The 22,990-nt window shown below is 33.6% G+C and carries 21 protein-coding genes; 9 read left to right on the forward strand and 12 right to left on the reverse strand.

Features of this window, described 5'->3' with window-relative positions:
- Positions 1–441 precede the first annotated feature (441 nt).
- The 4 genes from copZ to BAQ44_RS09075 form a co-directional block, all read right to left on the reverse strand.
- Positions 442–645 (reverse strand): copper chaperone CopZ, encoded by a 204-nt coding sequence (gene copZ, locus BAQ44_RS09060; RefSeq protein ID WP_000156565.1) that lies wholly within the window; start codon positions 643–645, stop codon positions 442–444.
- Positions 646–665: 20 nt separating this feature from the next.
- The gene (locus BAQ44_RS09065; RefSeq protein WP_000360777.1) at positions 666–3,062 is read right to left on the reverse strand and encodes a heavy metal translocating P-type ATPase; all 2,397 of its coding nucleotides are present in this window, start codon (positions 3,060–3,062) and stop codon (positions 666–668) included.
- Between the two features lie 12 nt (positions 3,063–3,074).
- Complete coding sequence (locus tag BAQ44_RS09070) at positions 3,075–3,386, reverse strand: metal-sensing transcriptional repressor (protein ID WP_000509716.1); 312 nt, start codon at positions 3,384–3,386, stop codon at positions 3,075–3,077.
- A gap of 277 nt (positions 3,387–3,663) precedes the next feature.
- Positions 3,664–4,617, reverse strand: coding sequence for a metal ABC transporter substrate-binding protein (locus tag BAQ44_RS09075; RefSeq protein ID WP_001228573.1), 954 nt, complete (start codon positions 4,615–4,617; stop codon positions 3,664–3,666).
- Positions 4,618–4,826: 209 nt separating this feature from the next.
- Between BAQ44_RS09075 and BAQ44_RS09080 the strand changes: the two genes are divergently transcribed.
- Positions 4,827–5,378: a hypothetical protein gene (locus BAQ44_RS09080; protein ID WP_000109258.1), complete on the forward strand. Its 552-nt coding sequence runs from the start codon at positions 4,827–4,829 to the stop codon at positions 5,376–5,378.
- Between the two features lie 100 nt (positions 5,379–5,478).
- On the opposite strand, the gene BAQ44_RS09085 is transcribed toward BAQ44_RS09080, so the two are convergent.
- The gene (locus BAQ44_RS09085) at positions 5,479–6,771 is read right to left on the reverse strand and encodes a cell wall-binding repeat-containing protein (protein WP_000718097.1); all 1,293 of its coding nucleotides are present in this window, start codon (positions 6,769–6,771) and stop codon (positions 5,479–5,481) included.
- 332 nt (positions 6,772–7,103) lie between these two features.
- On the reverse strand, positions 7,104–7,289 hold the full coding sequence (locus BAQ44_RS09090; protein WP_000747418.1) for a hypothetical protein: 186 nt from the start codon (positions 7,287–7,289) through the stop codon (positions 7,104–7,106).
- A gap of 257 nt (positions 7,290–7,546) precedes the next feature.
- On the opposite strand from BAQ44_RS09090, the gene BAQ44_RS09095 reads away from it, so the two are divergent.
- The 3 genes from BAQ44_RS09095 to BAQ44_RS09105 all read left to right on the forward strand — a co-directional run bounded on the left by BAQ44_RS09095 (position 7,547) and on the right by BAQ44_RS09105 (position 9,575).
- The gene (locus tag BAQ44_RS09095; protein ID WP_000702218.1) at positions 7,547–8,131 is read left to right on the forward strand and encodes a peroxiredoxin family protein; all 585 of its coding nucleotides are present in this window, start codon (positions 7,547–7,549) and stop codon (positions 8,129–8,131) included.
- A 9-nt stretch (positions 8,132–8,140) separates the two neighbouring features.
- Positions 8,141–8,974 carry a prolipoprotein diacylglyceryl transferase gene (lgt, locus tag BAQ44_RS09100; protein WP_001050886.1) on the forward strand — a complete coding sequence of 278 codons (834 nt, stop codon included), beginning with the start codon at positions 8,141–8,143 and terminating at the stop codon, positions 8,972–8,974.
- A gap of 274 nt (positions 8,975–9,248) precedes the next feature.
- Positions 9,249–9,575, forward strand: coding sequence for a four-helix bundle copper-binding protein (locus BAQ44_RS09105; protein WP_001180616.1), 327 nt, complete (start codon positions 9,249–9,251; stop codon positions 9,573–9,575).
- Positions 9,576–10,005: 430 nt separating this feature from the next.
- On the opposite strand, the gene BAQ44_RS30805 is transcribed toward BAQ44_RS09105, so the two are convergent.
- Positions 10,006–10,272 carry a hypothetical protein gene (locus tag BAQ44_RS30805; protein ID WP_000323414.1) on the reverse strand — a complete coding sequence of 89 codons (267 nt, stop codon included), beginning with the start codon at positions 10,270–10,272 and terminating at the stop codon, positions 10,006–10,008.
- 556 nt (positions 10,273–10,828) lie between these two features.
- Between BAQ44_RS30805 and BAQ44_RS09115 the strand changes: the two genes are divergently transcribed.
- On the forward strand, positions 10,829–11,833 hold the full coding sequence (locus BAQ44_RS09115; RefSeq protein WP_000721963.1) for a F510_1955 family glycosylhydrolase: 1,005 nt from the start codon (positions 10,829–10,831) through the stop codon (positions 11,831–11,833).
- Positions 11,834–11,903: 70 nt separating this feature from the next.
- Complete coding sequence (locus BAQ44_RS09120) at positions 11,904–12,635, forward strand: urease accessory protein UreH domain-containing protein (RefSeq protein WP_000493107.1); 732 nt, start codon at positions 11,904–11,906, stop codon at positions 12,633–12,635.
- A gap of 442 nt (positions 12,636–13,077) precedes the next feature.
- Here the strand turns inward: BAQ44_RS09120 and BAQ44_RS09125 are convergent, their stop codons facing one another.
- The 5 genes from BAQ44_RS09125 to BAQ44_RS09150 all read right to left on the reverse strand — a co-directional run bounded on the left by BAQ44_RS09125 (position 13,078) and on the right by BAQ44_RS09150 (position 19,486).
- Positions 13,078–13,908, reverse strand: a complete 831-nt coding sequence (locus BAQ44_RS09125) for a DUF2182 domain-containing protein (RefSeq protein ID WP_001095946.1) — start codon at positions 13,906–13,908, stop codon at positions 13,078–13,080.
- Positions 13,908–14,549: a DUF1326 domain-containing protein gene (locus tag BAQ44_RS09130; protein WP_000047658.1), complete on the reverse strand. Its 642-nt coding sequence runs from the start codon at positions 14,547–14,549 to the stop codon at positions 13,908–13,910. Before BAQ44_RS09130 ends, BAQ44_RS09125 begins: the two co-directional genes overlap by 1 nt.
- A 1,354-nt stretch (positions 14,550–15,903) precedes the next feature.
- Complete coding sequence (locus tag BAQ44_RS09140) at positions 15,904–17,715, reverse strand: SH3 domain-containing protein (protein ID WP_000721639.1); 1,812 nt, start codon at positions 17,713–17,715, stop codon at positions 15,904–15,906.
- 771 nt (positions 17,716–18,486) lie between these two features.
- Positions 18,487–18,813, reverse strand: a complete 327-nt coding sequence (locus BAQ44_RS09145; RefSeq protein WP_000910569.1) for a thioredoxin family protein — start codon at positions 18,811–18,813, stop codon at positions 18,487–18,489.
- Between the two features lie 43 nt (positions 18,814–18,856).
- The gene (locus BAQ44_RS09150; protein WP_000839996.1) at positions 18,857–19,486 is read right to left on the reverse strand and encodes an NAD(P)/FAD-dependent oxidoreductase; all 630 of its coding nucleotides are present in this window, start codon (positions 19,484–19,486) and stop codon (positions 18,857–18,859) included.
- A 1,017-nt stretch (positions 19,487–20,503) separates the two neighbouring features.
- On the opposite strand from BAQ44_RS09150, the gene BAQ44_RS09155 reads away from it, so the two are divergent.
- The 3 genes from BAQ44_RS09155 (at position 20,504) to BAQ44_RS09165 (ending at position 22,765) form a co-directional block, all read left to right on the forward strand.
- Positions 20,504–21,277, forward strand: coding sequence for an amino acid ABC transporter substrate-binding protein (locus BAQ44_RS09155; protein WP_000825672.1), 774 nt, complete (start codon positions 20,504–20,506; stop codon positions 21,275–21,277).
- Positions 21,278–21,343: 66 nt separating this feature from the next.
- Positions 21,344–22,003, forward strand: a complete 660-nt coding sequence (locus BAQ44_RS09160; RefSeq protein ID WP_000007171.1) for an amino acid ABC transporter permease — start codon at positions 21,344–21,346, stop codon at positions 22,001–22,003.
- Positions 22,004–22,018: 15 nt separating this feature from the next.
- Entirely contained in the window at positions 22,019–22,765 is a 747-nt protein-coding gene (locus BAQ44_RS09165; protein ID WP_000511339.1) for an amino acid ABC transporter ATP-binding protein, read from the forward strand.
- Positions 22,766–22,990: the final 225 nt, after the last annotated feature.

A 22,990-nucleotide genomic window follows, 5' to 3' on the forward strand; every position in this document is an offset into this window, starting at 1 on the left:
ATGACGTATATAGTGAAAACAGCAAGATAGAATCCTTACTTCACAGTATTTTTTTGCTATTTTCACTATATACTTACTGAAAATATACAACGATACAAATGTACAAACTCTACGTAAAAAAATGATTTTATAGCATTTTTTAATACCCATGTCCTCCTGGCCAGCCACCGTGTCCGCCTGGCCAACCACGGTGTCCTCCTTGCCACCATCCTTCATAGCCTTGTCTCTGTGAGTTCATTCCTTCGCATCCTTTCTTATTAAAAATTCAAATACTGAAACTGGGTATTCTCTAAATATAATTATGTATCCCAAAAATAAATGTATTCGCAAACATCTCGATTATTGGTAAAGTAATTATCTAATGAAAAACATTTATCTTTATAAATTTAAAAGGCCACTTTTACTAAAGTGACCTTTTCTTGTAGGACCTTAAACTTATCTTTATATCACATCATATCCTTGATCTTCAATAACTTCTTTCATTTTTTCTACATCTACTTTTGTATCATCATATTCTACATTTACAGTTCCCTCTTGTAAATGTACTTCAACATTTTGTACTCCTTCTAACTCTGTAAGTGCATTTGTTACTGACATTTTACAATGATTACATGTCATTCCTTGTACGTTTAATGTGATAGTCATAATAAATCCCTCCATTTAATTTATATTTTGACACGTTTCAAACGAAGCGCGTTAGTAACAACAGATACTGAGCTAAATGCCATCGCTGCCCCTGCTACCCAAGGCTCTAATAGTCCAGCCGCAGCTACAGGAATTCCAATTGCATTATAAAATAATGCCCAGAATAAATTTTGTCGAATATTTTTCATTGTCTTACGGCTTAATTCAATTGCTTTTGGTATGTGTGACAAATCACCACCAACTAAAGTAACATCTGCAGTCTCAATTGCAACATCTGCACCAGTTCCAATAGCCATACCAATATCAGCTTTCGCAAGAGCTGGTGCATCATTAATGCCGTCTCCCACCATCGCTACTCGTTTTCCTTGTTTTTGTAAATCTTCTACAATTTTAGCCTTATCTTCTGGTAATACCTCTGCATATACATGGTCAAGATCAACAAGCTTCGCAATTGCGTCAGCTGTACGTTTATTATCCCCCGTTACCATGTATACTTCGATTCCTATCTCTTTTAATGTTTGAATCGCAGCCTTAGAGCTTTCTTTTACTGTATCAGCTACAGCGATAATTCCAGCAAGTTTTCCATCAATCGCGACAAGCATTGCTGTTTTACCTTGATACTCTAAGTCTTTCATAACTTCTTCATGCTGTGATATCTCAATTGACTGTTCATTCATTAATTTACGTGTTCCAACAAGAACTTTTTTATCTTCAATGTTTGCTTCAATACCATGGCCTGGGATTGCTGAAAACTGCGCTAAATCTTTTAAGTTAATTCCCTGTTGCTTTCCGTATTCAACAATGGCATGTGCCAATGGATGTTCAGAAGCACTTTCAGCTGAAATGGCATAATCCAACATACCTTCTTCAAATTCTAAGACATCAGTAACTTCCGGTTTCCCTTTTGTTACAGTTCCTGTTTTATCAAGTAATACAGCATTAATTTTATGCGTTCCTTCTAGGAATTCACCTCCTTTAAAGAGAATTCCTTTCTCTGCTCCCTTTCCTGTACCAACCATAATAGAAGTTGGTGTAGCCAGACCTAACGCACACGGACAAGCAATTACAAGGATTGCAATCCCAACTTCTAATGCATTTGGTAAATCTCCTGGTGTGATAAAGAAATACCATACAATAAAAGCAACTACAGCAATCGCTACAACAATAGGAACAAAAATACCTGAAATGATGTCCGCTAATCTCTGAATAGGTGCTTTTGACCCTTGTGCTTCCTCAACAATTTTAATAATACCTGCTAAAGCTGTATCTTTCCCAACCTTTTCAGCCTTAATTGTTAGAACTCCATTTGCATTTATAGTAGCGCCAATAACAGCGTCTCCCTCTTTTTTATCAACTGGAATAGATTCTCCAGTAATCATAGATTCATCAACAGAAGATACCCCTGAGGTTACAATACCATCTACTGGTATTTTTTCACCTGGTTTTACAATAATCGTATCTCCGATAACTACTTCCTCGAGTGGTACTCGTATTTCTTGACCATCACGCACAACAAGTGCATCTTTGGCTTGTAAACTCAATAATTTAGAAATTGCTTCCGTTGTACGTCCTTTTGCTAATGTCTCAAAATATTTTCCAACTAGTATTAATGTAATTAAAACTGCGCTTGTTTCAAAATAAAGATCCGGACTGTAGTTTGCGTTTCCTAGTGTTTTCAATGCCTCATATAAGCTATAAAAGTACGCTGCCGATGTTCCTAAGGCAACTAAAACATCCATATTAGCACTTTTATTTCGAAGCGCACGGTAAGCACCTACATAGAAATGTCCACCAATATAAAATTGAACAGGTGTTGCTAATAAAAGTTGAAACCACGGATTCATTAAAATATGTGGCATTGGTATCCCTGTATCAAATGGCATATGTCCAATCATTGTATAGAGTAAGGGCAAGGATAAAATAATTGAAATGATAAGTTGACGTTTTTTTGCCTTAATCACTTCTTCTTTTCGTTCTGAACGATCTACATCTTCACTGCGTATTTGTCCTTTATATCCTGTTTTCTTTATCTTTTCTAAAATATTTTCTGTAGAAATTAAACCTTCATTATATTCAACAACCGCGCTGTTTGTAGCTAAATTAACAGTAGCATTTGAAACACCTTCCATTTTATTTAGTACCTTTTCAATTCGAGTTGCACATGCTGCACATGTCATTCCTTCAATATCTAAAGTGATTTTTTCCTCTGCTACGTTATAGCCTAGGTTTTCAATTTTATTTTTTATATTAGAGATTTCTTGCTGTGATGGATCATATTTAATACTTGCTTTTTCCATAGCCAAGTTTACATTAGCGTCTACCCCATCCATTTTATTTAGCACTTTTTCAATTCGGGTTGCACATGCTGCACATGTCATTCCTGTAACGCCGAGCGTCACATGCTTTTGTTTATCCATTTTATACCCCTCCTATTTTGAAAATTGTCTTATTACACTCATTAATTCTTGAATAGATTCATCTCCATCCCCTTTGTTAATTGCTTTTGCTACGCAATGTTTTGTATGACGTTCTAATAAAGAAAAACCTACCTTATTTAAAGCAGCATTAATCGCTGAAATTTGGATTAAAATATCTACACAGTAACGATTATCTTCAACCATTTTTTGGACACCACGTACTTGCCCCTCAATACGTTTTAAACGTTTTATAACATTTTGAATTTCTTCTTCTGTTCGAGGAACCATTTTAGGATTTATCTCACTGCCTTCACAATGCCCCATCAATATCACCTCATTTATAATATTTATTGTTCTTTTAATACATTATACGGGTAGGGGGTATAAAACGCAACTGTATGTAAACCTATTTTTAAAATTTTTTTTAGAACGTATATGCCAATAAACTAATCTGTATGTATTTTCAACAGAATAACTTCACTCTATACACTCCATAATCTTTATTAAATTCAGGGGAGCTATTACTTTTAATAAAAGCCATTCCATAAAAAAGAACCTACCATGATCAGTAGGTTCTTACATACTCATTTATCAATCATACTTATTGTAATGCTTTTTGAAGTGATAGTATGTTTGATTTCATAACACTTAAATAATCATCTTTATTTTGTATCTCATGCGCTGTTAAACTCTCTAAATTATGAAGTGTTAACGAATCTGCTCCAACTTCTCTTTTTACAACTGATGCAACCTTGTTACTAAGATTAGGCTCAAATAATACATAAGAAATATTATTTTCTTTAGCTAATTCAATAATCTCCTTTAACTTTTGAGAAGATGGCTCATTAGTAGGAGATAGTCCACTAATCCCAATTTGTTTCAGTCCATATACATCCTCCCAATATCCGTATGCAGAATGGGAGACAACAAAGGTTTTTTTTGGAGCCTTTGTAACTATATCTCTGAATTCTTGATCTAGACTTTCTAATTTTAGTTTTAATGCATTGAAGTTTTTTTCAAAATCGTCTTTCGCATCAGGTTTCAGTTGGATTAGAGCCTCTTTTATATTTTCAGCCATTTTAATGGCTCGTATAGGATCCAACCAAACATGTGGGTCTACATCTAGCTCTTTCTCTTGTTTTCCCTCTTGTACTTCAGTATTTTTTGCATTAATCAGCTTAATACCTTCTGCTGCTTTTACAATTGAAACCTTCTCATTTTTTACTGTTTGTTTAATTTTGTCTGCAAAACCCTCCATTCCCGTACCACTATAAATAAACATGTCACTTTGAGCGATTTTCACCACTGTCTTTTGAGTAGGATCGAACGAATGTGCTTCCGTTCCTGGAGGAGTAATATTTTCTACCTCTACATAACCATTTCCAATCTGCTCTGCTAAAAATTGAAGTGGATAAATGGTAGTATATATTTGTAATTTATCGGATTTCACCCTGTTTTGTTGCCCTTTTTCCGTATTCTCTTTTTTAACACCACATGCACTAAAAAGACTAATTACCAATAATAAAGAAATACATACTTTTATTAACTTTCGCATAAAGTTCTTCCTTCCTAATCATATATATGAATTCAATCTCATTATAAATCGTTATCATTACGGTTTATAATGAAGTTATCATATTTGTTTTACACAATAAAGTAAATACTTTTCATAGATTATGCAGATAATTTGCAGATACATATAGGCATAAGTACTCCACATTTAAACATATGATGAAATGAATAAAAGGACAGGGAGGTATCATTATGTCCACCTATACGCTAACTATCCTAACGCTTTGTTGTATATCAGTTATTGTTACAACATACATTTCTAAATCTAAAGGTACCCTAATGGAGTATATGGTATTTATTATGTCTTTTAGTATGTGTATCGGTTTAAGTATAGGATTTTATTTAGGTATTATCTTTAAAGGTGAATTACTATATTCTACTTTGCTTGCTATTTTGATTAGTAGTATTATCGGTCTTTTAGTCGGCCTACGTTTTCATCTATATTCTGCTTTAGAAGGCATGTTTTCTGGATTAATGGCAGGTATGATGGGAGCAATGATTACAGAAATGTTGAATGCTCAACAAGCACACAGTATACTCCTGATTAGTCTCTTGCTTACCATAGCCATTACAACTTCATGTATCATTCAATTCTTGTCAGAAACTTTTTCTTCCTATATTCACCGTAGGTTCCTATTACTACTTTCAATTAGCGTAGTAGTTGTTCTTACTGTATTCATTACATTCCCAGAACTTACTCCTCCATCCTCATCCAAACATGAGCAACATATGCATGAACATTAGCAGTTTATGTCAATAAAAACACCCCAAACTTTTCATATAATCAGGGGTGTTTTTATAGATTTCATTTATTTTATTCTTGAACAGATTTGAATAAAAAATTCTAGTGACCACCATGACCTTTTCCACTTGCTGATACAATTTCCAATTGTTCATCCAAAATACCTTGTGTTTTATTAGAAAGTTCCTTCTCTGTACCTAACAAAAAAGCATGATTATATGGGCCTTCAGTTGGTGATTCTTTAAACATAGGTTTGATAGTTGCTAAGAAATCATAAACCGGTTGAGTAGGTTCTCCTTTATCCAAAAGAATAATTGGTGCATGTTTTCCTAAATGTGAAATAGGTGCCCCCACAACAGCTAGATCTGGAGAATCTGTAGACACAAATGATACTCCATGTCCTGGTTGTGTTATCCCCCAACCAAATTTCGTTTTTGTGTCTCTAAACTTTGCAAATGCTATAGAATTTTCCACAGGGTCTTTACCACTTATCCGAGTAACCGTTCCATGTTCTCCTAACTTCTTCTCTACATCAGCTGAGATAATCGATTCCGGTCCTACCACGTAAATATTTGCTTTTCCTTTACGTTCTTTTAAAGCTTCAATTGTAGCTTGAGGAACTTCATTTTTGGTTACATATAGTAAGGGCTCTGGCATATGAGCAATCCAATTTACAATAGGTGTCGTGTATAGACGCGCTTCTTCATCTGAAGAACCAATAATAACACTTGATGGATATCCATCGGTGTCATTCGCATACAATTTATCTACATCTTTTGCAAACGTCGCACTATCTGTCCCTTTTACTTGCTTAATCTTATAATCCTTTAGAGAATTAATAACAGAATTACTCACATCTCCCATTACCATCACTTGTATCCCATCTTTTGTTCCGACTGGGTTTAACCGCTTAATTTCGTTTAACGTGCTAGTTGGAACATTATCCTTATCAATGTACAAAACCGGTCCGTTATTTGGATGATGAATTAAGTCCGCGCTCGCAATATCTATTTGCCATGATCCAAGTGGTACAAGAATCACTGCTCTGGGCTGATTTTCCTTGTGCGTCGCTGGCCAAATTGTTTGAGAGACCTGTATAGCTAACTGAATTGGATCACTCGTGTTAAGGCGCGTAACATTCTTTGTATTCGTAACCAAAAGTCCATTTGTTGCGTTAGCATTAAAATCAGTTGGAATCATAACTTTATGTTTCATATTTCCTTTATCTTTCATATCATTATTTTCATCTTTATCCATGGAGCCATGATCCAAATCTTTCATATTCTCATGATTCATATTGTTTTCATTACTTTTCCCACATGCAACCACTCCTAAAGACAAGAGCAATATCAGTCCTATTACTCCTAAATTGAATGATTTAAATATCTTTTTCATTTATATTCCTCCTTCGTTTTGAATCATGTATAAATATATCAACACTTTGACTTATACATTTTTCTCTCTTAACATTCCCCACTTTTAAATATTTTTACGAATAAAATGATATTCTGCTTTAAAACATTTTTACTTGTTTTACAGCATACTTATCTAAACAAAGAAAAACACTAGCAGAGCTTTTGCTAGTGTTTTTCTCAGTAATACGAACAAGTGATATGTAACTAAACCTATTCATAATAAATAATATATTCCATCTTTGATAGGCTAAATAGGCTGAATAAGTTATAAGAAATACTTTTTTAGATAAATTTTAAAAAAAGTTCGGATCGTTATTTTTTTTCGTCTTTTTTCATAGACCCATGGTCCATTTTATCCATATCTTTTTGATCCATATTCTTCATATCCTTTTGATCCACTTTTTTCTCCCCATTGTTACTGCATGCAGCTAATCCTAAGGATAAAGTAAATACTAATCCTACCAATCTAATTTTTGCAATACGAGACCTTTTTTTCATATCTCCCTTCCCTTCATTGTAAGGAATAACATTCTGTCTTTCAATAGCTGAAGTAACTTATACCCTTTTAGAAAAGCGGTTCCAAAAATAATGTGTCTAAAAAACTTTGGAATGTACCTTTCATTTTTCAAATGTTATCACAAAATTATGAAGAAATTATGAAGGTTATATTTAATTTTCCTTTTGTCTTGCCTCTCCATAAGAAATGCACAATTTTATTTTAAAGTAAAGGAACCATGTACAAAGGAGGTATTTTATTGAAAATCAGAATTGTTGCTATCCTTGCAGTGGTACTGATATTGGGGTTTAAGTTCCTAAGCCCTACATCTGAAACTCCTAAAGCTCAAGCACCTCAGTCGATCAATACAGACAAAAAAAGTGTTTCTACATTTTCTGTTGGTTTAGAAAAAGATCAACAAGCACCTGAATTTACTTTGTCAACACTGACTGGAGAATCAGTAAAGTTATCATCATTACGTGGAAAAACGGTAATACTCAATTTTTGGACTACATGGTGTCCACCTTGTAAATCTGAGATGCCAGATATGCAACAATTTTATTCGGATTATAAGAAGAACAATATTATTATCATTGGAGTAAACTTAACAGATAACGAATCTAATACAAAGCAAGTAAAGGATTTTACTAAACAATATAAGATTTCGTTTCCTATTCTACTTGATACTAAGGGAGAAATCAGGAAACAATACAAAATTATTACTATTCCTACAACATATATTATTGATTCAAATGGAATAATTGCAGAGAATGTTATTGGTCCTATTACTTATGACAAAATAAAAAAATTAACTTTAAATAGCGCAAACATAAAGAAAGGATGAAACTATACAATGAATCTTTTATCTATTCAACCTTTAAATCGCATAGCAATTCAGTTTGGTCCTTTAACCGTTTACTGGTATGGAATTATTATTGGAATTGGGATTTTACTCGGATTAATCTTAGCCACTCGTGAAGGCAAAAAACTACAAGTTCCTTCTAATACATTTACAGACTTAGTATTATACGCATTACCGATTTCCATTCTGTCAGCACGTATTTATTATGTACTTTTCGAATGGGCTTATTATAAAAATCACCTCAACGAAATTTTTGCTATTTGGAATGGTGGGATTGCAATTCATGGTGGACTCATTGGTGCTATTGTAACCACTATAGTGTTTACAAAGAAACGAAATATTTCTTTTTGGAAGCTAGCCGACATAGCAGCTCCAAGTTTGATTTTAGGTCAAGCAATTGGCCGCTGGGGTAATTTTATGAATCAGGAAGCTCATGGTGGTCCAGTCTCTCGTACATTTTTAGAGTCTTTACGATTACCTGATATTATAATTAATCAAATGTATATCAATGGTTCCTACTACCATCCTACGTTCTTATATGAATCCATTTGGAATATAATTGGATTTGTTACTTTGTTAATACTTCGAAAAGGAAGCCTAAAACGAGGTGAAATATTTTTAAGCTATCTAATTTGGTATTCTATAGGTCGATTTTTCGTTGAAGGACTGCGAACTGACAGTCTAATGCTTACATCTTCCTTACGTATGGCTCAAGTTATGTCAATATCCCTTATCATCATTTCGCTTCTTCTTATGATTTATCGTAGACGAAAAGGTTTAGCAACTACACGTTATAATGAACTAAACAATAATGCATTAGAATAATGGACATAATCATAATATCACCCTATCCTTTGTTATCTTTTATATCAAAAGATTTAGCTACTCTCTCTTCATGAGAAATCTCATAAAAAATAGCAATATAAATAACAGCCCAACACAATAAATGTTGGGCTATTATTACTCGTTGTCAAATAATACCAATAAATAAACTAATAAAAAATCCCGCATAATTATTGGAGATAAACGCACTTTAATAGAGGCATGGATAATCCATTTTCAACAACTATAAATAAACTATTAGAAGGAGAAAAAAACAATGCAAAATATGTATCAAGCTTGTATCGAGGAATGTTTAAAATGTATGGAAATTTGCAATTCATGTTATAGTGCATGTTTGCAAGAATCAGACGTTAAAATGATGGTAGAATGTATTCGATTAGATCGAGAATGTGCTGATATTTGTGCACTTGCTGCTAAATCAATGAGCAGTAATAGCCCTTTCGCGAAAGAAATTTGTCAGCTGTGCGCTAAAATTTGCGAAGCATGTGGAAATGAGTGTAAAAAACATGAACATCAGCATTGTAAAGAATGTGCCGATGCTTGTTTCCGATGCGCAGAAGCTTGCAAGCTAATGGCGAGTTAATCTCAAATCATTAACTGCTTAAAATCTCCTAGAAATATTAGCCATTCAATCAACACGAAAACTAATAATTTTGTACTCAAAAAGCTGTTTACTATATCTTGAAGTAAACAGCTTTTTATAGTAAAGTCTCGCTCGCTACAAATTGAACACCTGAGTTTTGTCTTCATAATTATCCTCTAAATATTCTTTTCGAATTTATTAGGTTATTAACTATAAAATTTTTATTTTAGTTATGATTTTCATGATTATTTGCAAATGGATCATATACACCCTTCAACAATGAAATAGATAAGAGTATACTTAGCACAATCAATCTGAAAAAAGTGAATCATTTTTTGTTTCGTACAATGAATGCAAGTATCCCTAATAAGATTGTAATACCTAAACCAATATTTATTTTTTCACTCCTTTTATTATCGATACGTAGTTATTACATTCCTGAAAGAAGCAATGCAAACACAAAAAAAGTAGTCATCACAAAGGACAGAAGAATTATTAGTATAGGCAATTCTTTTTTACTTTCTTTTAGCAGCGATACAAAACCAAATATATATCCAATCACTGTAACTACCATCCATAAAATATCCGCGATGAATTCAGGCAATCTAGCTAGTGCTGTGCTGAAAAATAAAATAATACAGAACATTTGTAATAACAATACAAATAATAAATATTTATTAAACTTTATATACGCCACCCCCTACGTAATATTTAGAATTATGCTACCATGCATTAAAAATATATCAACCTTTTTTTGTTAAAGCGTTTTAATCTAATGAAGTATAGTTATATAGATTCCAAGTTGCTAGAACTAAACATCTTAATAATTTTTTCTGGTTATCTTTAAATTAATAATAAACTGTTTTAGAAGTATGCAAAGGATTTATTATGTTCTGGTAAACACATAAAACTCTTTAATGTATAAATCATTAGAAAGAGTATAAAAATCGTCATTTTCTCCATAATTTCTTGATAATAGTTTTTTATACTTAATTTATCAAGTTGCTGGCACAGCATTAAAAATTGACTATTGCCTCCACGCAATCTTTACTTTACTTTCCGTGTACCCTTCCTATTAAAATTTATATACAGGTATTCGATTCTAAATCAATCGAATACCTGCTTTTTTATTGCAATTATATTTTTCTTTCCCAACGTATTTTGGGATTCACACTATCCTCAGCTTCATAATTTCTCGACAATTTTTCATTATACTTAGAGCATTAATTGTATATTAGAAAGGAGACGCAACATTGAAAAAAATATTAATCAGTAGTTTAGCTATTACATCTATCTTTATAGTCACAGCTTGTTCTAATGGACAAGAACCATCCCAAAAGAAAGAAGAGGTTTCCCAAGCTAGACGGGATACAAATAAAGAAAATAATGTAACATCAAATGTTATTGCTCAAAACTTGTATAAAGAAATTTCATCAGGAAAAATTGAACATATACATGGGATTGGATACCCTGGAAACCTAACCGGAGTTTCAATTGCAACTCACAGTGGAATAAAAATATATCAAAATGGAAAATGGTTAGAATCAAAAGAGCAAAAACATGATTATATGGGCTTTCAAGCTACAAAAAATGGATTCTTTGCAAGTGGTCATCCTGAACCAAGTTCGGATTTAAAAAACCCATTAGGATTAATTAAAAGTAATGATGGAGGAGCAAGTTTTAAAAAACTAGCTTTTTATGGTGAATCGGATTTCCATAACCTTGCTGCAGGATACAATAACGAAACTGTATATGTATATAATGAACGCCCAAATTCTAAACTGAAAAATGGATTTTATTACAGTACAGATAACGGAAATGCGTGGAAGCAGGGTAAATTAGATGGCATCTCAAGTGCAGTTAGCTCATTTGCTGTACATCCTGATAAATCCAGTGTTGTTGCAATGAGTACCAAAAATGGAATCTACTTATCTACAGACAATGGTAATACATTTAAATTGTTCTCTAAATCACAAGAAACAACTGCACTAACATTGGGAAGTGAGGATGTTATTTACTCTTACATAACTGAACAACAACAACAACAATTGATGAAGCAACCCCTTGCTACGAGTCAGGGAGCAGATTTAAACATTCCAGCTTTAGATTCTAAAGATCAAATCATGTATATATCTCAAAATCCTCAAAATCCTGCTGAAATAGTTTTTGCCACCATAAAAGCAAATGTATTTCTTACTACTGATGACGGAAATACATGGAAACAAATCGTTAAGAATGGGAATTTAGAATATAACTAATCATTAATATAAAAAATAAATAGAGTGATACTTATATATCCCAAATATAATTCAGAAAGGTGAATACAACTTGTTTTCAACAATTAGTCAATGGAGTTATCAACTCATGTCACCCTTTATAGACATCGCTAACTCCACTAAATCAATACCTATTCTTTTTTCGTTTTTATTAGGTGTAGTAGGTACTCTTGCACCATGTCAATTGACAGGAAACATTAGTGCAATGACTCTCTATGGAAATCAGTCTCTACAGAAAGGTATCTCTTGGAAGCATATTTTGTTATTTACTTTAGGGAAAATAGTAGCTTTTACGTCCCTTGGATTATTAGTATGGTTTCTAGGGAAAGAAGTACAACAATCATTAACTTCATACTTTCCATGGTTTCGTAGATTTATAGGTCCGTTGCTAATATTTATCGGACTCATATTAGTAAGAATAATAAAAATAAGAAGTTCTTTCTCTTTACATGTTCCTATTCTTGCTTTTAAGAGGAAAAAAGAAGTTGGTTCATTTTTTATGGGATTTATCTTTTCTTTAGCATTCTGCCCTACCATGTTTGTTTTATTTTTTGGAACACTAATTCCTCTATCTTTATCATCTAACAATGGATATTGGTTTCCAATGTTTTTTGCAGCAGGAACTGCTATCCCAGTTATCCTTTTACTTTTAATTATTGCATATCTTGGCCTAAGTGGCTCTTTACTTAAAAAGAGTCGAAGAGTTGGAAAAATAATTCAATTTACAGCGGGTCTCTTTATGATTCTTATAGGGATTTACGATACTCTTCTTTACTGGATATAAAAATTAACAGTTAAAATACTTTACCGAATTGATCGTATACATAAAATGTAATTGTTGTAATAGTGCAGCAATCTGTTGTTATGGTATTAGAACTGGAATTGGACCATGACAACGCTTCTAGAAAACTGGATATTTCCCGTATCTCCACTGTAGTAGAAGATATAATTGCTATGAAGGGAAACTTCGGAATATTAAAATAGATTTTCATTGGTCAGTATAAACTCATCTAGCAAAAAGAAGTAAATATAAAACCAAACCCCATCCCTTCAGCTTTGAACGGCTGGGGTTTGGTTTTTACTTATAAATACAAGAACTCCTAATAATAATTTATATTAATTTTGTAGAAGACATTAAGCTACTTTTCGATTTATCTTAGCTTTATCCTTTAAGCCTGAACCTATATCCAAAAACACTGCTAAAAATACTGTTAAAGTAACCTCATTTATTCACTCAAAGTATGTGTACCATGAGATGAAATATCTGGTTCTACCAAAAAAGGAACGCTGCTTGGATCAAACACTATCCAGATTCCTAATACTATTAGCCCTATACCAATTATTTTTGAAAAATATTCACCTGAGGGGAGTATCTTCTCAAGAAAAGTAAGCAGAGTTATAATCCCCATCCAGAACAAATTCATAATACCGACTGCAAATAAAATAACCATCAGCCCCCAGCAACAACCTACACAATGAAATCCATGTTCGACGCCCATACGTATTGCCCCAAGCCGGCCGCTACGCCAACCGTTTAATACATAATGAAGAGGATTTCGACAATGTCGTAAACAAGCTTGTTTGAGTGGTGTAAGCTGGTAGAGTCCTCCTAAAGCTACGGTGAGACCGGCAACGATAGGCCCTTGTTGATTCCATGCAAGGAAACCAAGATTCAATAAGTCAATGATCAAATAAAGACCATATGCAATTAGGCCATATGTAGTCCAAGCTATCAGATATCCAATAAGGAAAACCCATGTGGATACAAGTGGAATCTTCAGATTTCGGGTACGCTCTGCTGACACGCGAGCAAAGGTAATGACCATGGGTGTGACGGATGGCAGCATCATAGCTGCCGTCATCGTTACCCACATACCCACATACCAGCCAAATGTACCTAGAACCATGCCATTACTACTAGTCATATTATAGTGATCCAGCATAATCATCCAAGCAATAATTGTTATCGTTAAGAGAATTGCTGTCAAAGGAATATTACCTATCGTTCGTGATCGAATTAATCGAATAATTAGTGGCTGTTTTTCTTGGGTATTCATCAAGAGCCTACTTTCCAATCAAAAGGAATATGTTTACTGGATTTTCCTTTATATTCATGAGAGAAATCAAATCCAATGGCTTTATCCTCTTTTACAACACCCCAAGTGGCAATTTGTCCTGGACCCGTTTCAGAACCCGGCGGATTGTGTAGTTGAACTCGACGCTTTGGATCAGCTGTTGGACCTGTAAGAGCTTCAGCACCAACGGATACCTTATTTGGAATTTCTGCTCGCCAATAGGCTAAATCATCTGCAGCATCAAACTTGATGGGGGCATACTCAATTCCACGTAGTTCGCTAATGAGGCTGCCAAATTCCCCCGCCCAACCTCCAACCTTTCCGGTGAAAATTTGTTCAAGAGCCTTACGCTGATCTTGATCAGCACGTTCATCAATATAGAACATCAACTTCATCGTCGCATCGGGATCGCCAATCCACATATTCCCTGCAAATTCACCAAGGGCTACTACTCCGAAACCATCTAATCGTATGTCATTGTAATACCCTTCGTGGACTTGCCATACCAGTGTAAAGAGACAATCCCCGTTCGTAGGCTCTTGAGCAAATGTACAGGGACAAGGAAGTTTGCAACTGCAGACATCGAACCACTCACCTTTTAAATGCCACTTCGTTTTAGACATATCAATCCCTCCATCCGTTTTAATAAAATCACTTTTTCTCTTCCTTCAACATGACAAATATATTCTCACTGATAGCCATATAGTACAGAAGTTATTGTGGAATTATCTACTGAAAGCAAGAAAAATGTTAATGAAGTTGCAGTTTGATTTTTCTATTTAGTTGAAAAATTCCCTATAGAAAATGATAGCCTTTTAGAAGAGGAGGAATAAAATTGAATATCAAAAATTCGACTTTAGGTATGATAAATTGGAATAATATTTTACCACCAACCAATCAACTTCACAGATTCCAATATATGATGAAAGGACATACTAAGTTACTGTCAGCTATCAATTCTTTTACTTATTCGCTCCCTTTAGCGAACACACTTCGTACGATAGCAATCCTTCCATCTAGTTTGAATATGCTATCTACTATTCCTCAAATGATTATTGATACTATTAATAATTGATCTACAAAAATATTAGAATTTCCAATCAATATAAAGCAGAACGCATCAGCTATCTTTCTATTTTTGATTTTCATTTTGCTCTTTATCTATCAACTTTGTATAGCACCAGCTATACAAAATATATATAAGAGGAAAGTTCTTTGTATTTCTGAATTTACAGAAAATAAACCTTGAGAAAATGCAAAACAAATAAAGACTTCTTTAGAACAAGATTTCGGGATTGTCCTCGATATTATAAATAAAATTCGAGTTATCAATCGAGAAACACCAGTTTTCCGATCATACCACCGTATTTTTGATACAATTTATACCCTTATAATAAACCTGTAATAATAATAGAAAAAATGAAATAGGTCATTCGTAATATATATGAATTCAATAGGTGAAGAAATGAGTGGATGAGTTTTCACAGGAAACTTAGCAAAATAAAGTGGTAACCAAAGGTGTTTTTACATTCAGAAAACACCTTTTCAGTTTATAATTCTATTTCTATTTCTAAAGTCTAAGCATTATTGAGCAAAGTAATAATCAGCATTAGGAAAAATTCTCTTGAAATCTATTTAGTATCGTAAAGATATATTTTCTCGAATATATCTTTTGTTCTTAGTTTTTGAAAACCTTAGCAATAATAAATAATAATATTAACTGAAGTGAAAAACAAAAGACATTGTAAACGATGCACCTATATTAACAAACACTACTTTAGGCGAAGCAACTTGTGCAATGCCGATATAACTATGAAAACAGTAGATGTTGTAGGTCATGTTGAATTGGAAAACTCATACAAAAGCACTATTTCTCCATAATTCCACAGAAAAATAGCGCTTTTGTAAATTGGAAATAATACCTTTTTTTAACTTGATGAGTGACTGTTAGTTTCGTTATTTAAATTAAAAAGCATTTTACTTAATATATAGTTTTGGATTTACAGCATTACTCTTTTGAGCATTCCACTCACCTTTATGAACTTCAAAATGCAAATGTTGTCCCTCGGATTGACCGGTATTCCCCATAAACCCAATTTGTTGTCCTTGTTTTACGCTTTGCCCAGCTGAAACAGAACGACTATTTAAATGAGCATATACAGTTGTGTATGTTTGTCCATTCATATTATGAGAAATAAACACGACATTCCCATAACTTTCCGAATAGTAAGAACGTGTAACCACTCCATCTGCTGCTGCTGAAACGGATACCGTGCCAGAGGCAGCAATATCTAATCCATAATGCATTTGTCCACCGCGTTTTTCAAATCCAGAAGTATAACTTCCAGCAGCTGGCTTAATGAAACCACTTGCTGTATTTTCATTTGTTGTACCTACCTCTGAAGGTGGTTGTTCCTCCACGGTAGCTACCTTTGTTTTTGAAAGATAGTTCATACCTACAAATCCTGTTTTTCCATTGTAATTGATTTTATACCATCCAGCCTGCTGTCCAACAACTTGAATTTTTTGATTAGGCTCAACAACTCCAATTACTTCATAATTCATACCTGCTCCACTTCTGACATTTAGAGAACTAGACTTAACATAGTAGTTTTGAGCAGGTTCTTGTTTCTCTTGCTCACGAGTTGGTTGTTGAACTACTTCTTGTTTCTCTTGCTCACGAGTTGGTTGTTGAGCTACTTCTTGTTTCTCTTGCTCACGAGTTGATTGTTGAGCTACTTCTTGTTTCTCTTGCTCATGATTTGGTTGCTGTGCTTGTTCTAGTTTCTCTTTTGTTTGAGTTTGCTCTTGAGTAGAAGAACCTTTTAAAAATTTTACAAATTCACCACTCACATACCCTGTACGGTTGTTATACTTAATTTTATACCAACCGTTTTCTATATCCACTACTTGTAAACTTTGTCCTTTTAGGACTCCTCCGATAACAGGATGATAGTTTGCGGGACCTGTTCTAACACGTAGAACAGCAGCATCTACTATGTATGTACCGTTCTGTTGAACAGATTCTGTCTGTATCGATTGTGGAAGGTTAGCGGTATTATTTGTTCCGCGGGATACATAATCTTTGTTTATATAAGCAAATCCCTCATTCAATTTTACTCTATACCAATCTTGGACTTCTCCTACCACTTGCACAACCTGACCTTTGTTCATTACACTCACTACTGGATGAGACATACTTGGACCTGTTCTAACTCTAAGAGAAGATACGTTCACTGTATAACTTCTACTTGCTTGCACCTTTTGTTTTTTGGATTTTACTAATGATTTATTAATTGATACATAGTCTTTACTAACATAAGCATCCCTATTATTATATTTAATTTTATACCAACCATCAGCTTCCCCAGTGACCTGTAATATTTCTCCTTCACCTACAAGTCCTAAGATAGAGTTGGATGTACTTGGACCTGTTCTAACACGTAAAGTTGTAGTACTTACTTTTATATGATTAGGAGTTGCATACTCCTTATTTACATAGGCTTCCGTGTTATTATATTTAATTTTATACCAATCTTCAGTTTCATCTACTACTGGTACAGATTGTTCTTTTGATACCAGTCCTAGAATTGTATTAGATGTACTTGGGCCTGTTCGGACACGTAATGCGTCTACATTTACTGTTACTCGATTTTCATGCGTTACTACATCAGAAGCTTGCTTGGATTGCGTGTCTTCTGGTGCTATAGATGTTTGTGCTTGAGCAGTACCAATAACTGTGCCTCCTGCAACAGAAGCTACTGCCATACTAGCTAGGATTTTTTTCATAAGTGTAAGGCACCTTCCCGTAAATATATTTTACATTTCTTTAAGTAAAAGAGTTTAAATACATGTTGATCTCTATCAAGTTATATAGCTATTGATGTTGATCCTAGAAATCCATTTAATTTTACTTATAACATCAAAAAAGAATAAGTCTTATACTGATTTGAAAAAATATTGTATCCTTAAAACAACACTTCATAAGCGTTTTATTTAGTTATTACCTTCTCTCTTATATCATTTCACCTACTCCCGTATATGCCATTTTAAATAGAGGTATCATTTTCTGTTTATACAAAGTCATCCTTTGTAAGCTAATATAAGTTAGAGAAACATGCACATTTTGAGTAGTGTTCATATTTCTTACTATTCTCCTGCTGCTCCCAACAGTAGATAAACAAAGTACAATGGTAATTTTCATTTTAACAGCTTATCTATATACCCCTTAGTTATTATACAAAGCAACTTTGCAGAACCTGTGCAAAGTTTCTATATTAGAAAAGAATAAAATTTCCCCTTTAACTTTTAGTAACCTAATTAATAAGGGATTTTCTGTTATGTGCTCTTAAATAAATATATCCTTATATAATATTAATTCAATTGAGTAATACTTACGCTACTTAATTAAAGTAAGAAGAGAAGGGGGCTCTCTCCCTTCTCTTCTTACATAGATACATATTTACAAATAAAAATTCATTCGAATTTTTAATCTGGTTGATTTAATTGTATTCAATAGACTTTTACAAAAAACAAAAATCAATTCATAACTCTTTTTATTTATGCATTATAATTATTTTTGATAAAACTTACAATTACATCTTCATTGGGAGCAGGAGCAGTGACACGATCAACTTCTTTTCCGTTTTTCAATAATACCAGTGTCGGTATACTCATCACACCAAACTTTTTTGCTAAATCGATTTCTTTGTCAACGTTAACGTCAAAAAATACAATTTGATTACCAAATTGCTCAGAAACACTTTCAACTACTGGCGCTAATTGTCTACATCCAGGACACCATTCTGCAGTAAACTTTAATAATATCGGTTTACTTATTACTGAAATTTGCTGTTCAAGCTCAGTTAGATTAATTTCCTTTAGCATGCATAATACCTCCTAAAAATTTTAAAGGTCTGACTAAAAACAATCATCCGACAATTTGACTTCTAAGATTCTCTAATCCAAATCGATTAATAAACCTTGAAAAAGGCTCTCTCTTTTTACCATGTTCAGAATAGATATCAATTATCTTTTCAACTGCCTCATAAAGCTGTTTAGGTAATAATTGCTCCATAAATAAAACCCCCATTTGAGCATCCTTTCCTTTTGCTTTACCACCAATATATAAATCATATCCATTTCTTATTTTCATTACTCCAATGTCATTTACAAGAGGTTCACCACAGCCAACCGGACAACCAGTATAGGCAGGACGGAGTGTAAAAGGTACTGGTTTCCCAGCAATTCGTTTATTTAATTCAATTGCAACCGGCATACCTTCTTCTTCTTCTCCTTTACAGAAATTACAGGTTCTTAGACTTTTGGTAAAGTTGCCCACTGGATAACAAGATAAACCAACTTCCCTAAAACTTTCTTTCACTTGTTCTACATTACTTTCAGGTACTTCAATGTAAAGTTGTTGGAAAGTGGTTAGCTCCAGTTCATCACCATCATTCAAATATTCAGCAATTGCTAGCAATTGTTTTCCGTTCAACATTGCACCGAATGATATACCACCATTAACAGCTATTTTAACCATTTTTTCATTTGATTTCATTTGGATTCACAACCTTAATTTTTATATTAATTTATAAACATTCATTACCTATTCTCGACTGAAGAGGGAATATTTTTCTTAGTTAAACTTTTTGGTAGTCTTAAAAGTCATTGATGAATATGGTATTTCCAATTTTGAATAAAACTCATAGGACCTCACTCAAATACATTCCCGATTTTTCACTATCTTGATCATCTATATTAGGACCACATTTGCACATGTAATACAGGTTCCTTTATCAACAATTAAAAAATTCAATAATAAATAACCTCCTTTCTTTTGTTAAAAGTATAATACCATACCCTAGATAGGTATAAAATAGGTTTTTGTTTCATTTTAATGAATCAATTCCATTTCTCATTGAATTTTATATCTCCATATTTGCTTGTTCATACTTACTCAACATTTAAATAGCCCTTGCACATTCTCTACTCTCGCTATAGTACTTTAGAAATTAATTCTCCCTTACATTATTCTTCAAGACAATAAAATCCCATTAAAATCTTTAATCATATATATGTATTTTTATAAAAAATTATATTTTTCTTTTCAATTAAAAAAACATGTAGTATACTAACTTCAAAATCAGAGGAGAAAGGGAGCAAACAACTATGCTTACAAATACAACTTTAGTTACATTTGCACAAAAACAACATCATCATCACACTTAACCCTTGAAACCTAGCGGAAAAATTACGCGTAGGTACAAGGGTTATTCCCGTTGTACCTACGTCAGGCAAAGAGCCATGTAGGTATTTTTTATCTACATGGCTCTTTTTTATTTTCAAAAAAGCTAGAAAAAATGATAAGTGAACAAAACTAATACAAAGGAGTTATACAGCTATGGAAATGAAAAGTAGACTTTATGGATTTTAATAACATTTGTTTGTTGTAAGAAATGCCTAAAATTCGGTATTTACTAAGGCTCAAATACTGTATCTACAAAATTCATAAAATGTCAGGGGAATTCCTAAACTAAAGAAAAATAAAACTCAGTTAAAGGTGGTATTTTATAAAATGAAACGTCTAATAACTATAATTTTAATAATAGCGGCGGTATTTTCGGTTATTACAGGCTGCTCTAAACCGAAAGAAAAAGAGGATAACACATTAGTAATTGGTATCGACGATAAATTTGCACCTATGGGGTTCAGAGATGAGAGTAATAAAATTGTTGGTTTTGACATTGACTATGCTAAAGCAGCTGCAGAAAAAATGGGAACAAAGGTTAAGTTTCAACCCATCGATTGGAAAACAAAGGAGTCTGAGTTAAGTAGTGGTCGAATTGATCTCATTTGGAACGGCTACACAATTACAGATGACCGTAAAAATAAGGTTCTTTTTACAAAGCCTTATTTAAAGAATGCACAGGTGGTTGTCACTTTGGCTGATTCACCTATTACTAAACTAAATAATTTAGAAGGAAAAGTTGTAGGTCTTCAATCCCTTTCTTCTGCATCAGATGCTTTGAATTCTAATCCTATCAAATCTAAAATTAAGACCGTTACAGAGTTTGCCGACAATGTTTCTGCCTTAAATGATTTAAAGAGTGGTCGTTTAGATGCAGTAATTATTGATGAAGTCGTTATTAATTATTATATGACTAAAGAGAAAGATACTTTTAAGATATTGGACGAGTTTCTTTCTCCAGAAGAATATGGAATAGGTGTTAAGAAAGGTAATGATGCCCTACTTAAGAAACTTCAAAAAGCACTTGATGAGATGAATGAGGATGGTACTGCTACAGAGATCTCTAAAAAGTGGTTTGGAGAAAATAAAATACTAAAATAATTAAGAATATAGAGCAAAACAGGATTTCCCTATGGTACCCTGTTTTGCTTTTGGGGGAATCCTTTTATGTCTTTTGATTATATTAATTCAATTCTTATGCCAATGCTGGAAGGAGCACAAATGACAGTCCTCTTATTTTTGATTGCCATTGTGGTGTCAATTCCAATGGGTTTTTTATTAACACTGGCTGTAAGAAGTAATTTAAAGCCACTGTCTTGGCTTGCTCAAGGTTATATTTACGTATTGCGTGGAACTCCACTATTACTTCAATTACTATTTATATGCTTCGGATTGCCGTTGCTACCTGTGATTGGTGAATATTTGGTTATGGATCGATTTGTCGCTGCCTGTTTAGGGTTTATTTTGAACTATGCTGCATATTTTGCAGAAATCTTTCGTGGCGGTCTTTTAGCGATTGATAAAGGCCAATATGAGGCATCTCAAGTTCTCGGTTTGAGTAAATGGCAGACGATGAGAAGAGTTATACTTCCTCAAATGTTTCGTATAGCACTTCCCGCTGTAGCTAACGAATCTGTAACACTCATTAAGGATACCGCCCTGCTCTATGCGGTTGCTGTACCAGAATTGTTACATTTTGCTCAAACTGCTGTCAATCGGGACTTTACAATCACACCATTTTTCGTGGCAGGTCTCATTTATTTAATCATGACGCTCGTATTAACTATGTTCTTTAAATGGTTGGAACGTCGATTCAAATTTGAATAGGAAGGAGTGGTAAGTATGGGGATTATTGAAATATCCAATTTAAAAAAATCATATGGCAATCTAGATGTGCTAAAACGAATTTCTTTTGATATAAATAAAAATGATGTAATAGCAGTAATCGGTCCTTCTGGCTCTGGAAAAAGCACGATGCTTCGCAGTCTCGTCTATCTCGAAGAGTTAGACAACGGTAGCATCTGTGTATCTGGCGATTATCTAGTGAAAGATGGAGTATACGCAATACCTCAAGAAATTAGACAGATTACTGGTAAAATGGGGATGGTCTTTCAGCATTTTAACCTTTTTCCACATCTTACGGTCAAAGAGAACTTGGAGCTAGCTCCTAAAATGTTAAAAAAGGAACTATCCGCTGACATTCATCAGCGAAGTGGTGAACTCCTAGAGAGAATTGGACTCTCTGATCGGGCAAATGCATACCCCGCTAACCTTTCAGGTGGACAAAAACAAAGAGTCGCAATTGCTAGAGCGTTAATGATGAATCCAGAATTCATGTTATTTGATGAACCGACTTCTGCCTTGGATCCAGAATTAACTGGTGAAGTATTACAAGTCATGAAGGATCTAGCTCAAGAGCAAATGACAATGATTGTGGTTACGCATGAGATGGGGTTCGCTAAAGAAGTGGCAAACAAGGTTATTTTCATGGACAATGGAGAGATTGTTGAATCGGGTAATCCTACGGACTTATTTATGAACCCAAAGTTTGAACGAACGAAAGCTTTTTTAAATCGTAGTTTGAAATAAATATTTAAACGCTTCAGCATTTGTTCTGGAGCGTTTTTTGATTCATAGTTTGGTTTGAACCTTATATTAGAAGCTATGCCCAAAAACATACTATAAGGGGTAACGCCCCACCTATTTAGTAAATGCACACGGTCTTTTCACAACTCAAAAAATAATATATTCTTTAATTAAACTTGTTGTATTCTAAAAAGTTATAAATGAATAAACTGTTGTCACCTTTTAATA

It is taken from the genome of Bacillus mobilis, assembly GCF_001884045.1.
Taxonomy (GTDB): Bacteria; Bacillota; Bacilli; order Bacillales; family Bacillaceae_G; genus Bacillus_A; species Bacillus_A mobilis.

Bases quoted from the DNA above. Each gene is read 5' to 3' on its own strand.
- BAQ44_RS09145 (WP_000910569.1), bottom strand. From the start codon at position 18,813: ATGCTAAAGGAAATTAATCTAACTGAGCTTGAACAGCAAATTTCAGTA.
- BAQ44_RS09075 (WP_001228573.1), bottom strand. From the start codon at position 4,617: ATGCGAAAGTTAATAAAAGTATGTATTTCTTTATTATTGGTAATTAGT.
- lgt (WP_001050886.1), top strand. From the start codon at position 8,141: ATGAATCTTTTATCTATTCAACCTTTAAATCGCATAGCAATTCAGTTT.
- BAQ44_RS09065 (WP_000360777.1), bottom strand. From the start codon at position 3,062: ATGGATAAACAAAAGCATGTGACGCTCGGCGTTACAGGAATGACATGT.
- BAQ44_RS09105 (WP_001180616.1), top strand. From the start codon at position 9,249: ATGCAAAATATGTATCAAGCTTGTATCGAGGAATGTTTAAAATGTATG.
- BAQ44_RS09155 (WP_000825672.1), top strand. From the start codon at position 20,504: ATGAAACGTCTAATAACTATAATTTTAATAATAGCGGCGGTATTTTCG.
- BAQ44_RS09165 (WP_000511339.1), top strand. From the start codon at position 22,019: ATGGGGATTATTGAAATATCCAATTTAAAAAAATCATATGGCAATCTA.
- BAQ44_RS09090 (WP_000747418.1), bottom strand. From the start codon at position 7,289: ATGAAAAAAAGGTCTCGTATTGCAAAAATTAGATTGGTAGGATTAGTA.
- BAQ44_RS09125 (WP_001095946.1), bottom strand. From the start codon at position 13,908: ATGAATACCCAAGAAAAACAGCCACTAATTATTCGATTAATTCGATCA.
- BAQ44_RS09160 (WP_000007171.1), top strand. From the start codon at position 21,344: ATGTCTTTTGATTATATTAATTCAATTCTTATGCCAATGCTGGAAGGA.
- BAQ44_RS09070 (WP_000509716.1), bottom strand. From the start codon at position 3,386: ATGGGGCATTGTGAAGGCAGTGAGATAAATCCTAAAATGGTTCCTCGA.
- copZ (WP_000156565.1), bottom strand. From the start codon at position 645: ATGACTATCACATTAAACGTACAAGGAATGACATGTAATCATTGTAAA.
- BAQ44_RS09140 (WP_000721639.1), bottom strand. From the start codon at position 17,715: ATGAAAAAAATCCTAGCTAGTATGGCAGTAGCTTCTGTTGCAGGAGGC.
- BAQ44_RS09130 (WP_000047658.1), bottom strand. From the start codon at position 14,549: ATGTCTAAAACGAAGTGGCATTTAAAAGGTGAGTGGTTCGATGTCTGC.
- BAQ44_RS09150 (WP_000839996.1), bottom strand. From the start codon at position 19,486: ATGAAATCAAATGAAAAAATGGTTAAAATAGCTGTTAATGGTGGTATA.
- BAQ44_RS09085 (WP_000718097.1), bottom strand. From the start codon at position 6,771: ATGAAAAAGATATTTAAATCATTCAATTTAGGAGTAATAGGACTGATA.
- BAQ44_RS09080 (WP_000109258.1), top strand. From the start codon at position 4,827: ATGTCCACCTATACGCTAACTATCCTAACGCTTTGTTGTATATCAGTT.